Here is a 12,606-nt window from a genome sequence, read left to right on the forward strand (position 1 = left end):
CGGCAGATACTGCCGTAGCAATATCTGCCGGGGGTTCAGACACCTACAAAGTTACCCCTGTCAGGGGGCACCAAACGGCAGCGGGGATTTTTTGCGGATGAAATCAGCCCTGGGCCTCCACATAGGTGTGGAACAGCTCCTCGGCCTGGTCGGCGTTCTCCCCAATGAAGAAGAGCAGATAGCCGTTTTCAATAACAGTGCGGGCGTCCTGCACCTTGGGCAGGTGCTGGGACAGGTACCAGGAGAAGGTGTCCTCCTGGCTCTGACGGTAGGCCTCCAGCGCGTCGGTGACCGCCTTCTCGTCAGCGCCCTCTGCCAGCTTGCCCACGATCACGGTGTCGGGAGAGGTAATCATGGGGAAGAAGGCCACGATCTGCTCAAACTGGTCCACGGGGATCTTATAGGCATCGGCCAGGGTGTCCTCATAGGCGCGGCTGCCAAACATCTCGCTGTTCTCCATAATGGAGTAGGCCAGCTTCACCATGGGGTCGTTGTTGGGGGTGGTGATGGTGACGGCGTCGGCGTCGGAGGTAACGGTGAAGCCGTCCATCCCGGAGAAAACGCTGGCGGGAACGTAGGTCACGCCGTTGTGTACCTCGGCGGTGGTATTGACGGGCACATCGTTGACGGTGATGGTGTTGTCGGCAAAGCGAACGGTGATCCGATTCTCACCAAAGGTGAACCAGGACTCATTGCTGCTCTCATCCCAGTAGGCCGAGCCGTGGTCGGCCTCGGCCAGCAGGCGCAGGGGCAGCATGGAGTCAGAGGCGGCGGGGATACCGACGGTGTCCAGGGTTTCGCCGTTGAGGGTAATGGCGGTGGTGTAGTCCACCTTGGCGGAGATCAGGACGGGGGTCTCCTCCGCGGCAAAGGCGGGAAGGGCCAGAGCACCGGTAAGGGCCAGGGCCAGGGCGGCAGTTCCAAGCTTCTTCATCTGTGGGGGTCCTCCTTGCAAGTTTGTTGTCACAGGGATAGACGACACATGCTGCAAAAGGTTCCCCAAAGAGGAAAATTTTTTATTTGCTTACCGGCGCGAAGGAGCCCCGCACCAGTCCGGCCAGAGCGGCGGGGGCCAGCTCCACCTGGGCCCCGATCTTGCCAGCGCTGACGGTGATGGCATCCAACCCCTCCACGCCCTGGTCCAAAACGGTGGGGAACTGCTTTTTCATCCCCACCGGGGAGCAGCCCCCGTGGACATAGCCGGTGAGGGGGAGCAGCTGGGCCTGTTTAATCATCTCAATGGATTTTTCCCCCACCGCTTTGGCGGCGGCCTTCAGGTCCAGCTCCTTCAGCACCGGGATGACGAACACATAGTATTTCTTGCTGGCCCCCTGGGTCACCAGGGTCTTGCACACCGCCGCCGGGTCCCGGTCGATGAGGGCAGCCACGCTGGCGCCGTCCACCGCCCCGTCGGGGTGGGCGTAGTGGTGGGGGGTGTAGGGGACCTTTTTCTGGTCCAGCACCCGCATAACATTGGTCTTTTCTTCGGCCATGGTTGCATCGCTCCTGTGATGTGGTAAAATATAAAAATATCTTACTACAACCAAGGAGAGGATGCAAATGTTGTTGGATACTTTGGGAAGCCGGGGGCAGCTGATGAATATCGCCCAGCGGCTTTTGGCCATTGATAGTCCCAGCGGTTTTACCCAGAATGTGGTGCGGGAGGCCGAGCAGATCGCCCAGGACCACAGCTATGTCACCCGCCGGACCAACAAGGGCAACCTGATCGTGTCGGTACCCGGCCGGGAGAAGGGGAAGAAGATCGGCCTGTGCGCCCACATCGACACTCTGGGGCTGATGGTGCGCTCCATCACCGACGACGGGATGCTCATGACCACCCGGGTGGGCGGACCCATCCTGCCAACCCTGGACGGGGAATACTGCCGCATCTACACCCGGGAGGGCAAGGTATATACCGGCACCATCCTGTCCCTGTCCCCCGCCGCCCATGTCTTTGACGACGCCGCCACCCGGCCCCGGGACGAGAAGAATCTGGCGGTGCGCATCGACGAGGTGGTGAAAAGCAAGGAGGATGTGGAGGCTCTGGGGATTTGCGCCGGGGATTTTGTGTGCATCGACCCCAAGACCACCGTGACGGAGAGCGGGTTTCTCAAGTCCCGGTTCATCGACGACAAGGGGAGCGCCGCCTGCCTGCTGGTGCTGCTGCGGCTGATGCACTTTGCCAAGGTGCGGCCCCGGTACGACACGGAGGTGTGCTTCACCGTCCATGAAGAGGTGGGCCACGGCGGTGCCACCCTGCCCCAGGTGGATGAGCTTTTGGCGGTGGATATGGGCTGTGTGGGGGATGACCTGACCTGCACCGAACACCAGGTGTCTATCTGCGCCAAGGACAACAACGGCCCTTACGATTATGAGATGGTGAGCCGTCTGGTGGAGCTGGCCAAGGCCAACGGGGTGGACTACGCGGTGGATATCTATCCCCACTACGGCTCCGATGTGGCGGTGGCCTGGCATACCGGCATGGACGCCAAGGGCGCCCTCATCGGTCCCGGCGTCCACGCCTCCCACGGCATGGAGCGAACCCACTTCGACGGCATGAAAGCCACCATCGACCTGGTGAGCCTGTATCTGGAGCTGGGCTGAGAAAACAGGTGGGAACAGCGCCCGGCTGACTCGTCGAAACTACCCCGTTTTTTTCCAAGCCCTTGTCACAGTGGAACGTATTTGATATAATTAAAGGTAATTTTAACGGGAAAGGACGGTGGCCGCCCATGAAATATAAACAGTGGAATCAGGCGGCCAGCGATCCGGCCGCGGTAGCGGCGCTGGAGCAGGCGGGTCTGCCCACCCTGGCGGCCATGACCCTGTGCGCCCGGGGACAGAATACCCCGGAAAAGGCCAGGGCCTTTCTGGATGCGGGCCGGGGCCAGCTTCAGGACCCCTTTTTGATGAAGGATATGGATAAAGCTGCCGCCCGGGTGGCTCAGGCTCTGGCGGCGGGGGAGACCATTGCGGTTTACGGCGACTATGATGTGGACGGCATCACCTCCACCAGCCTGCTCACCGATTTCCTCCGGCGGGAGGGGGGGAGGGTGGTCTCCTATATCCCCGACCGGATGGAGGAGGGCTACGGCCTGAACACCGATGCGCTGGACACCCTGTACCGGGCAGGGGTGAGCCTGGTGGTGACGGTAGACTGCGGCATCACCGCCGTGGCAGAGGCCCGCCGGGCGGCGGAGCTGGGGATGGACTTGGTCATTACCGACCATCACGAGTGCAAGGAGGAGCTGCCCGCCGCTCTGGCGGTGGTGGACCCCCACCGGCCCGACTGCTCCTACCCCTTTCCCTGCCTGGCGGGGGTGGGGGTGGCCCTCAAGCTGGTGCTGGCCCTGGGCGGCCCACACCGGCAGGAGGAGCTGCTGGAGCGGTATGCCGATCTGGCGGCCATCGGCACGGTGGCCGACGTGATGAGCCTCACTGGGGAAAACCGCACCATTGTGTGCCTGGGGCTGGAGGCCCTGCGCCATACCAGCCGCCCCGGCCTGAAGGCCCTGCTGCGGCAGTCCGGCCTGGAGGAGCGGCCCCTCAATTCGGTGGCCATCGGCTACACCCTGGCCCCCCGGCTCAACGCCTCGGGGCGGATGGGGTGCGCCAATCTGGCCGCCGAGCTGCTGCTCACCGCCGACCCGGCCCGCGGGGAGGAGCTGGCCATCCGTCTGTGCGAGCTCAACCGGGAGCGGCAGACCATCGAGGCCCAGATCTCCACCGAGTGTCAGGTCCTGGCCGAGGCCCTGCCCCCGGAACAGCGGTATGCCCTGGTGCTGGCGGGGGAGCACTGGCACCAGGGGGTGGTGGGTATCGTGGCCTCCCGCCTGGCGGAGAAGTACTCCTGCCCGGCTTTTATGATCTGCCTGCAGGACGGCAAGGGCAAGGGCTCCTGCCGGTCCTTCGGCGGCTTTAACCTGTTTGCTGCCCTGGAGCACTGCGCCCCTCTGCTGGAGGGGTTCGGCGGTCACGCCCTGGCGGCGGGATTTACCATTCTGGAGGAGAATATCCCCGCCTTTACCGCTGCTATGAACGACTATGTCCGATCCAGCACCGGCGGCGCCGAGATGGTGTCTACCCTGGATGTGGACTGTCCGGTGGAGGATGTGGGTATCCTTACTTTGGAGGGCGTGGAGGGCCTGGATCTGCTGGAGCCCTATGGGGCGGGCAATCCCAAGCCGGTATTCTCCCTGTCGGGGTGCCTTGTCACCGCCATCAGCGAGGTGGGCGGGGGCCGGCACCTCAAGCTGAAGCTGGCCGCCGGCGGGCGCAGCTTTGACGCCATTTTCTTTTCCGCTACCGCCGCCGAGGCCGGGGTGGCCCAGGGGGACCGGGTGGACGTGGCCTTCACCCCCCAGGTCAATGAGTACCGGGGGTGGCGCTCGGTACAGTTTCAGGTGTGCGATCTCCGCCCCGCCCTCACCCGGGCCCAGGCCGAGCGGGCGCTGTTTGAGAAATTTCGCCGGGGGGAGGAGCTGACCCGCCGGGAGGCGGCGGCCCTGCTGCCCACCCGGGAGGAATTCGTGGTGCTGTGGCGCTATCTGAAGGGCCACGCCGGTCAGACCCCGCTGGAAGAGACCGCCCACCGGCTGGCCCGCAACATTGCCCGCTCTGCCGGACGGCGGGAAACCGTGATGCGCACCCTGGTGTGCCTGGAGGTCTTTGACGAGCGGGGGCTCATCCGGCTGGAGCACACCACCGACCACCTGCACATCGCCCTGCAAAGCGTGGAGGGCAAGGTAAATCTGGATGACAGCTGGATCATGCGCCGTCTGCGGGGCATGAGCGGATAAGATTCGGGCGATTGATAATCGCCCCTACAACAATCCCATGTAGGGGCGGCTATCAGCCGCCCGCCCCCTGAGGGGAAATCTTTATTTTATTTCGACAGGAGGTGCCCTGTATGGACCCCATCCTGGAGCGTTATCAGGCTCTTGAGGACAAAATCAAAACCTATAACCCGGCGCTGGACACCCAGCGCCTGTTCAGTGCGTTTACCTACGCGGACAATGCCCACTCCGGGCAGCTGCGCAAGGACGGCTCGCCCTATATCACCCATCCTCTGGCGGTGGCCGAGATCGTGGCCGAGCTGGAGCTGGACACCGATTCCATCATTGCCGCCCTCCTCCACGACTGCATCGAGGATACCGGCTCCACCCATGAGGAGATCGCCAAGCTCTTCGGGGCGGTGGTGGCCGACCTGGTGGAGGGCGTCACCAAGCTGACCCGGGTACAGTATACCTCCAAGGAAGAGGAGCAGATGGAGAACCTGCGCAAGATGCTCATGGCCATGGCCAAGGACATCCGGGTGATCCTTATCAAGATCTGCGACCGCCTCCACAACATGCGTACCATGGAGTACCAGTCTCCCAAGAAGCAGAAGGAAAAGGCGCTGGAGACCATGGAGATCTACGCCCCCATCGCCCACCGCTTAGGTATGCAGCGCATCAAGTGGGAGCTGGAGGATACCTCCCTGCGCTATCTGGACCCGGTGGGCTACAAGGAGATCTCCGACGAACTGGCCGCCCGCTCCGCCGCCCATGAGGAATTTCTGGCCACCGTCCAGCGGCGCATCCAGGAGCGGCTGGACGCGGAGGGCATCCACTGCACCATCTACGGCCGGGTCAAGCACGCCTACTCCATCTACCGCAAGATGTATACCCAGAACAAGACCATGGACGAGATCTTTGATCTCTACGCCTTCCGGGTCATTGTGGACGACATCCCTGAGTGCTACAATGTGCTGGGCGTGATCCACGACCTGTTCAATCCGGTGCTGGGCCGGTTCAAGGACTATATCGGCACCCCCAAGCCCAACGGCTACCAGTCCCTCCATACCACCGTCATCGGCCGGGAGGGTATCCCCTTTGAGGTGCAGATCCGCACCTGGGAGATGCACCATACCGCGGAATACGGCATTGCCGCCCACTGGAAGTACAAGCAGGGCATGGGCAACACCAAACTGGGCACCGAGGCCGCCTTTGAGTGGGTGCGCAAGCTGCTGGAGAGCCAGCAGGACGTGGACGCGGAGGAATTTGTCCGCACCATGCGGGTGGATCTGTTCTCCGACGAGGTGTTCGTCTTTACCCCCCAGGGCGACGTCATCAACCTGCCCGCCGGGGCCACCCCCATCGACTTTGCCTATAACATCCACTCCGCTGTGGGCAACCACATGACCGGCGCCAAGATCAACGGCCGCATGGTCACCTTTGACACCCCCCTGAAAAACGGCGATATTGTGGAGATCATCACCTCCAAGTCGGCCCACGGCCCCAGCCGGGACTGGATGAAGATCTGTAAATCCAACGAGGCCCGCAATAAGATCCGCCAGTGGTTCAAGCGGGAGCGCCGGGAGGAGAACATTGCCACCGGCCGGGCCTCCTTTGAGTCGGAGCTCAAGCACGTGGGTCTTTCTCTGGCCGCCATTACCGCCGAGGATGTGCTGCCCTTTATCCTAAAAAAGGTGCGCTTCGGCACCCTGGATGAGCTGTATGCCGCCATCGGCTACGGCGGTATGTCCTCTCAGAAGGCGGTGGTGCGGGTCAAGGACGAGATGACCCGGCTCAACCGGCTCCACGCCGACCAGGCCGCCGCCGAAAAGACCACCCAGCAGCAACAGCAGCAGGACGCCATCTATCCCGCCACCAGCAACCAGCCCACCCTGCCCGTCAAGGTGGGCAAGACCGATCAGTCGGGCATCATCGTGGAGGGCATCGACAACTGTCTGGTGAAGTTCGCCAAGTGCTGTACCCCGGTGCCCGGAGACCCGGTGGTGGGCTTTATCACCCGTGGCTTCGGCGTCTCGGTCCACCGGGCCGACTGTCCCAACGCCGCCCCAGAAAAGCGCAAGCCGGAGGAGGCGGGGCGGTGGATCAAGGTGTCTTGGGCCGCCGGGGAGCTGTCCCACTACCGCACCTCGCTGGAGATGGCCGCCAAGGACCGGGACGGCCTGACCCTGGACGTGGCTATGGCCCTGTCCACCCTGAAGTGCAAGACCACCAATCTGTCCGCCCGCTCCATGCCCGACGGCTACGCCACGGTGCATATCGTGCTGGAGGTCAAGGACAGCAGCGAGCTGACCACCATCATCAACAAGCTGAGCCAGATCCAGGGGGTCTATCAGGTCAAGCGAACCACGGGATAAAAGGTCCGCTTTCCTGTCCCTGTCACCGTGTTTCCGTTTACAAGGAGATGGAACATGATCGAAAGAGAGAACATCCGGGAGACGGACGGCCTGGATAAGCTGTTGTCCCAGTGCTTTGCCGGGGGGGAGCTGCTCCGGCGGGAGCTGCGCCTGTCCGAGGCGCAGGCCGCCTATGTAGCGGACGCTTACCCTGCCCAGGTACGGCCCATGGGCGAACATTGGTATGAAATCACCTTCCAGGAGGCATTTTACAATGGCTGCAACTGAATTTGTTCCCGTATTGCTGGGGTCGGATATCAACGCCTACAGCATGGCCCGGGCCTTCCATGAGGCCTACGGCGTCAAGTCGGTGGTGTACGGGATGTTCCCCGCCAGCGTGTGCGCCGGCAGCAAGATCATTGATTACCGGGTACGGGAGCACAACGACCGGGTGGACAAGGTGCTGGAGAACGTCACCGAGGTAGCCAGGGAGCACCCGGACAAAAAGATCCTGGTGCTGGGCTGCGGGGACAACTACCTCAATTCCATCTCCGCCAACCTGCCCAACTACCCCAAAAATGTTATCGCCCCCTATGTGGATCTGTCCATGCTGGAAACCCTGATCCACAAGGAAAAGTTTTATGAGCTGTGCGACCGGTACGGCATCGACCACCCGGCCACCTACGTCTACCACAAGGGGGAGGGCCACGACTTTACCCTGCCCTTTGACGGCCCCTTCGTGGTCAAGCCCGCCGAGTCGGACACCTACTGGAAGCACCCCTTCCCCACCCAGAAGAAGGCCTATGTCCTCCAGACCCGGAAAGAGGTGGACGCTGTCATCGACGACATCTACAATGCCGGGTATGAGGACTCCCTCATCATCCAGGACTTTATCCCCGGGGACGACAGTTACATGCGGGTGGTCACCAACTACTCCGGCGCCGACGGCAAGGTGCGGCTTATGTGCGTGGGCCACGTCCTTTTGGAGGAGCACACCGCCCACGCCATCGGCAACCACGCCGTTATCATCACCGAGCCTGAGCCCGAGCTGTGCGAAAAGCTCAAGGGCTTTCTGGAGGCCATCCACTTTACCGGCTTTTCCAACTTTGACATCAAGTACGACCAGCGGGACGGCAAGTTCAAGGCCTTTGAGATCAACTGCCGTCAGGGCCGGTCCAACTACTATGTCACTGGGGCGGGGTACAACCTGGCCAAATACCTGGTGGAGGACCGGGTGCTGGGCAAGCCCTGCCAGCTGACCGTGACGAAAAACCGCCATCTCTGGTGGGTGATTCCCCCCAAGGTGGCCTATGACTACGTCAATCCCAAGTACCATCAGGAGATGCAGGCGCTGGAGAAGGCCAACGCCGTGGTCAATCCTCTGTTCTACAAGCCGGACAATGGCTTGGTGCGCACCCTGCGCATCCTCAAGGGACAGCGGCGGTATGTGGGCTGGTATGCCTCCTGTATGGAGAAAGTGAGATAATTCCATCAAAGGGGCAAGCCCCTTTGATGGAGAAAAGCCGCGCAGCGCGGCAGCGCACTCGCTGCGCTTGCACGTTTGCGCTGCGAGAAGTGTGATTCCCGAGGCTCATGTCCCCGGGAATCACAGATTTGATTTTGTTCCGGCTCTGCGGAGCCGGAATTCTGCGAAGCATATGCCCACAGGAGACATGTATGAAGGCTGAACAACGACTTGGCATTTTAGGCGGTATGGGTCCCCAGGCCACCCAGGATTTTTATCAGCGGATTTTGGACCGCACCGACGCGGCCCGGGACCAGGAGCACCTGCCCACCCTCATCTGGAGCGATACCTCCATGCCCGACCGTACCGCCGCCATTTTGGGGGGCGATGAGGAGGGCTGCTACCGGCGGCTGCTGGCGGGGGCCAGGCTGCTGGAGCATGGGGGCTGTACCGTGCTGGCCATCCCCTGCAATACCTCCCACTACTTTGCCGACCGGCTGCAGGGGGATATCTCCATCCCTCTGATCCACATGCCCCGGGAGACGGTGGGGGTGCTGGCGGCGGAGGGCCGGAAAAAGGCGGGCATTTTGGCCACCGACGGCACCATCCGCACCGGTGTGTACCAGAAGGAGTGTACCGCCCGGGGGATCGAGGCCATCTCGCCCCCGGAGGAGGTCCAGAAGCTGGTGATGAGCATCATCTACGACGAGATCAAGCGGGGGGAAAAGGGCTCCCGGGAGAAATTCGCCGTCATTGACCGCTGGCTGCGGCAGGCCGGGTGTGACAGCGCTATTTTGGGCTGCACCGAGCTGTCGGTCTACCGTACCTATCACGGCCTGCCCGACCACTACCTGGATGCCATGGACGTGCTGGCTCAGCGGTGTATCACTGCCTGCGGCTATAAGCTGCGCCTGGTGTAACATGGGGCTGCCTGTTCCCGCGATGGTGAACGATCATGGCGGCGGGAATTGGGCCGTTACCGGCGGGCCAGCGCCCCCAGATACAGCCCCGCCCGAAAGGCGGCTGTGAAAAGTGCCTCCCGTTCCAGGTCAGTAGCCAGAGCCGCCATGCCGCGGTAATCCCGCAGGTGGGCGGCTTGCTCCGGGGAAAGGGTGTGCAGGAGAGCGTCGTAGTGGACGGCGGCATACCGTCGGTTTTCCGCATAATTTGGGTCGTTCAGGTCCAGGTGTTCTGTGGTGTAATCGTAAATATGACGTAGCAAGTCATTCATTGTAATTCCTCCGTTTGGGTGATATAACACATTATAATTCCCCCAAATGGGTGATGTCAAGTGTGAGCGGGGGCGGGCATGGAAATTTTAGGACAACGACTGTTATTGTTGCGTAAACAAAAAGGGCTTGCCCAAAAAGATGTGGCGGAAAGGATAGGGATTTCCTTTAATTCCTATTGCCGTTATGAAAAAAATGAGCGGGAGCCTATGGCGCCCACGATTGTGGCCTTGGCGGATTTTTTCCAGGTCAGCACCGATTATCTGCTGGGCCGCACCGATCAGCCGTAGGGCCGCCATATATGGCGGCCGCGATAGTGACTGAGCGGGCGGCACTCCATCGCCCGCTTTCCGCAAGATCTTCATTTTCACATGGTGGTGAACTGAAATGACCGATTTCCGCCGTCCCCTGGGGGACTATGTACAGCTGCTGCTGCGCCACAATCTATTGGCCGACAAAGGCCCCATCCCCGCCGACCTGACCGCCCCGGTGGCCCTGGTATCCTGTGACTCTCAGGTGGTGATCCCTCACACCCTGTTCGTGTGCAAGGGGGCCAAATTCAAAGAGGAATACCTCCGGCAGGCCATGGAGGCGGGCGCTTTTGTGTACGTCAGCCAGACGCCCTACCCGGATATCCCCCTGCCCTGTCTGCGGGTGACCGACATCCGGCAGGCCATGGGCCTGCTGGCCGATCTGGCCTACGGCCATCCCTCTGGGAAACTGAAGATCACCGGCCTCACCGGCACCAAGGGCAAGACCACCACCGCCTACTATATCAAGTCCATTGTGGATACCTGGCTGGCCGCCCAGGGACACCGGGAGAGCGCCCTACTGTCCACCATCGTCACCGACGACGGCCTGGAGCGCAAGCCCGCCAAGCTCACCACCCCCGAGCCTTTGGATCTCCAGCGGCACCTGTCCCACGCGGTGGAGGCGGGGGCGGACTACCTCACTATGGAGGTGTCCTCCCAGGCGCTGAAGTATGGCCGGGTCATTGGGGTAGATCTGACCTGCGCTGTGTTCCTCAACATCGGAGAGGACCACATCTCCCCGGTGGAGCACCCCGATCTGGAGGACTATCTCCAGTCCAAGCTGCTGATTTTCAAGCAGGCCAAGACCGCCTGTATCAGCATGGACTGTGACCACGCCGCTGAGGTGGCCGCTGCCGCCGCCCAGTGCCAGCGGGTCATTACCTTCTCCCAAAAGGACCCTGCCGCCACGGTGTACGGCACCAACGTGCGCAAGGAGGGGAACAAGATCGCCTTCCACGTCCGTACCCCCCGGTACGAGGGGGAGCTGGCCATCTCTACCCCCGGCCTGTTCAACGCGGAGAACGCCCTGGCCGCCGCCGCGGTGGCCGAGGCCTATGACATTCCCTATGAAATGGTGGCGGAGGGCCTGGTAAAGGCCTTTGTCCCCGGCCGTATGGAGCACTATATCAGCGCCGACGGCCAGGTCTCCGTCATCGTGGACTACTCCCACAATGGTATGAGTTTGCAGAACGCCCTGCGGTCGGTGCGGACCGAGTATCCCGACCGGCAGCTGACGGTGCTCTTCGGCTGCACCGGTGGCAAGGGCATCGACCGCCGGGAGGGCATGGGCAACGCCGCCGGTGAGTTTGCCCACCGGATCATCCTCACCGAGGACGACCCCGGCCCGGAAGAGGTGGAGGATATCTGTGCCGACATCGGGGTGTTCCTCAAGCGGTGGGGCAAGGACTACACCGTCATTCCCGACCGGGAGCGGGCGGTGGAGGCGGCCATTCTGGAGGCCCAGCGGCCCGCCGTGGTGCTGCTGGCGGGGAAGGGGTGCGAGGAGGCCCAAAAGCGGAAAAACGGCCCGGAGCCCTGTATCCCCGATGGTATTCTGGCCCGCCACGCCCTGGAAAAGTATGACCGTGACCACGCTGAATGAGGCCTTTGCCGCCGCAGGCGCCGCTGCCTGGGGCGGCTTGCCTTTTGGGGAGCTGGTTGAGGATATGACGGTGGCGGCGGTGGAACAGGCGGAACGGCTGTGCCCCAAGCCCCAGACCGTGCTGGTGGCCGCCTTTCCCTATTACGCCGGAGAGAGAGGCGGAAACCTGTCTCTCTACGCCCGGGGGCCGGATTATCACCAGGTGGTCACCGCCCGGCTGAATACAGTCTGTGATTTTTTGCGGGAAAGATACAAAAACGCCGCCTTTTTGGCCGCCGCCGACAATTCTCCCCTGCCGGAACGACAGGCGGCCTGGCGGTGCGGGATGGGCCTGCGGGGAAAAAACGGGCTGGTGATCCTCCCGCCCTACGGCTCCTATGTGTTTTTGGGGACCATCCTCACCGACGCGGCGCTGGACCTGCCCAAGTCCCAGCCGTCACCCGGCTGTATGGGCTGCGGCAAGTGCCTGGCCGCCTGTCCCGACGGGGCGCTGGGGGAGGGGAGCGTGGACCTGTCCCGCTGCCTGTCCGAGCTGACCCAGAAGAAGGGAACCCTGACGGGAGAGGAAACGGCCCTGGTGGAGGCCCACCCGCTGATCTGGGGGTGTGACACCTGCCAGAAGGTGTGCCCCTATAACGCCAGCCCCACCCTCACCCCTCTGTCCGAGTTTCGGGAGGGGCTGGTGGACAGCCTGTGGGAGGAAGACCTGGAGGGGCTGACCAACCGGACGTTTCGGAAGAAATACGGAGACCGGGCCTTTGCTTGGCGGGGCCCCGTCCCCCTGCGGCGCAACCTGACGCTTCAGGCGGCGGATGGAGCGAGCCATAAGTCATAAGGAAAAAAGAATGCCCCAGAGCCTTTATGGCTCT

The 12,606-nt window shown here is 62.4% G+C and carries 12 protein-coding genes; 9 read left to right on the plus strand and 3 right to left on the minus strand.

From position 1 onward, the window contains the following. Positions 1–103: 103 nt before the first annotated feature. Both Q0J75_RS08655 and ybaK read right to left on the minus strand, forming a co-directional pair. On the minus strand, positions 104–934 hold the full coding sequence (locus Q0J75_RS08655; protein ID WP_297199693.1) for a DUF4358 domain-containing protein: 831 nt from the start codon (positions 932–934) through the stop codon (positions 104–106). Between the two features lie 82 nt (positions 935–1,016). After that, positions 1,017–1,493, minus strand: coding sequence for a Cys-tRNA(Pro) deacylase (gene ybaK / locus Q0J75_RS08660; protein WP_297199696.1), 477 nt, complete (start codon positions 1,491–1,493; stop codon positions 1,017–1,019). Positions 1,494–1,560: 67 nt separating this feature from the next. Here ybaK and Q0J75_RS08665 point away from each other — a divergent pair, with 67 nt between their 5' ends. The 6 genes from Q0J75_RS08665 to Q0J75_RS08690 all read left to right on the plus strand — a co-directional run bounded on the left by Q0J75_RS08665 (position 1,561) and on the right by Q0J75_RS08690 (position 9,514). Next, positions 1,561–2,604: a M42 family metallopeptidase gene (locus tag Q0J75_RS08665; protein ID WP_297199699.1), complete on the plus strand. Its 1,044-nt coding sequence runs from the start codon at positions 1,561–1,563 to the stop codon at positions 2,602–2,604. A 128-nt stretch (positions 2,605–2,732) separates the two neighbouring features. Further along, on the plus strand, positions 2,733–4,799 hold the full coding sequence (gene recJ, locus Q0J75_RS08670) for a single-stranded-DNA-specific exonuclease RecJ (protein WP_297199702.1): 2,067 nt from the start codon (positions 2,733–2,735) through the stop codon (positions 4,797–4,799). Between the two features lie 110 nt (positions 4,800–4,909). Continuing rightward, positions 4,910–7,150, plus strand: a complete 2,241-nt coding sequence (locus Q0J75_RS08675) for a RelA/SpoT family protein (protein ID WP_297199705.1) — start codon at positions 4,910–4,912, stop codon at positions 7,148–7,150. A 54-nt stretch (positions 7,151–7,204) separates the two neighbouring features. Beyond that, entirely contained in the window at positions 7,205–7,417 is a 213-nt protein-coding gene (locus Q0J75_RS08680) for a hypothetical protein (protein WP_297199709.1), read from the plus strand. Then, a complete protein-coding gene (locus Q0J75_RS08685; protein ID WP_297199712.1) occupies positions 7,404–8,615 on the plus strand; it encodes an ATP-grasp domain-containing protein in 1,212 nt (403 codons plus the stop codon). Before Q0J75_RS08680 ends, Q0J75_RS08685 begins: the two co-directional genes overlap by 14 nt. Before the next feature lie 191 nt (positions 8,616–8,806). Further along, a complete protein-coding gene (locus Q0J75_RS08690) occupies positions 8,807–9,514 on the plus strand; it encodes an aspartate/glutamate racemase family protein (protein ID WP_297199716.1) in 708 nt (235 codons plus the stop codon). 56 nt (positions 9,515–9,570) lie between these two features. Here the strand turns inward: Q0J75_RS08690 and Q0J75_RS08695 are convergent, their stop codons facing one another. Further along, positions 9,571–9,825 (minus strand): hypothetical protein, encoded by a 255-nt coding sequence (locus Q0J75_RS08695; protein ID WP_297199719.1) that lies wholly within the window; start codon positions 9,823–9,825, stop codon positions 9,571–9,573. Positions 9,826–9,903: 78 nt separating this feature from the next. Between Q0J75_RS08695 and Q0J75_RS08700 the strand changes: the two genes are divergently transcribed. The 3 genes from Q0J75_RS08700 (at position 9,904) to Q0J75_RS08710 (ending at position 12,572) form a co-directional block, all read left to right on the plus strand. Next, entirely contained in the window at positions 9,904–10,113 is a 210-nt protein-coding gene (locus tag Q0J75_RS08700) for a helix-turn-helix domain-containing protein (protein ID WP_297199722.1), read from the plus strand. Between the two features lie 97 nt (positions 10,114–10,210). Continuing rightward, positions 10,211–11,737: a Mur ligase family protein gene (gene murE / locus Q0J75_RS08705; protein WP_297199726.1), complete on the plus strand. Its 1,527-nt coding sequence runs from the start codon at positions 10,211–10,213 to the stop codon at positions 11,735–11,737. Beyond that, on the plus strand, positions 11,721–12,572 hold the full coding sequence (locus Q0J75_RS08710; protein WP_297199729.1) for an epoxyqueuosine reductase: 852 nt from the start codon (positions 11,721–11,723) through the stop codon (positions 12,570–12,572). Before murE ends, Q0J75_RS08710 begins: the two co-directional genes overlap by 17 nt. Positions 12,573–12,606 lie beyond the last annotated feature (34 nt).

The sequence above is a fragment of the uncultured Flavonifractor sp. genome, assembly GCF_944385615.1.
Taxonomy (GTDB): Bacteria; Bacillota; Clostridia; order Oscillospirales; family Oscillospiraceae; genus Flavonifractor.

Coding starts and splice junctions, on each gene's coding strand:
- Q0J75_RS08655 (WP_297199693.1), bottom strand. CDS start 934: ATGAAGAAGCTTGGAACTGCCGCCCTGGCCCTGGCCCTTACCGGTGCT.
- ybaK (WP_297199696.1), bottom strand. CDS start 1,493: ATGGCCGAAGAAAAGACCAATGTTATGCGGGTGCTGGACCAGAAAAAG.
- Q0J75_RS08665 (WP_297199699.1), top strand. CDS start 1,561: ATGTTGTTGGATACTTTGGGAAGCCGGGGGCAGCTGATGAATATCGCC.
- recJ (WP_297199702.1), top strand. CDS start 2,733: ATGAAATATAAACAGTGGAATCAGGCGGCCAGCGATCCGGCCGCGGTA.
- Q0J75_RS08675 (WP_297199705.1), top strand. CDS start 4,910: ATGGACCCCATCCTGGAGCGTTATCAGGCTCTTGAGGACAAAATCAAA.
- Q0J75_RS08680 (WP_297199709.1), top strand. CDS start 7,205: ATGATCGAAAGAGAGAACATCCGGGAGACGGACGGCCTGGATAAGCTG.
- Q0J75_RS08685 (WP_297199712.1), top strand. CDS start 7,404: ATGGCTGCAACTGAATTTGTTCCCGTATTGCTGGGGTCGGATATCAAC.
- Q0J75_RS08690 (WP_297199716.1), top strand. CDS start 8,807: ATGAAGGCTGAACAACGACTTGGCATTTTAGGCGGTATGGGTCCCCAG.
- Q0J75_RS08695 (WP_297199719.1), bottom strand. CDS start 9,825: ATGAATGACTTGCTACGTCATATTTACGATTACACCACAGAACACCTG.
- Q0J75_RS08700 (WP_297199722.1), top strand. CDS start 9,904: ATGGAAATTTTAGGACAACGACTGTTATTGTTGCGTAAACAAAAAGGG.
- murE (WP_297199726.1), top strand. CDS start 10,211: ATGACCGATTTCCGCCGTCCCCTGGGGGACTATGTACAGCTGCTGCTG.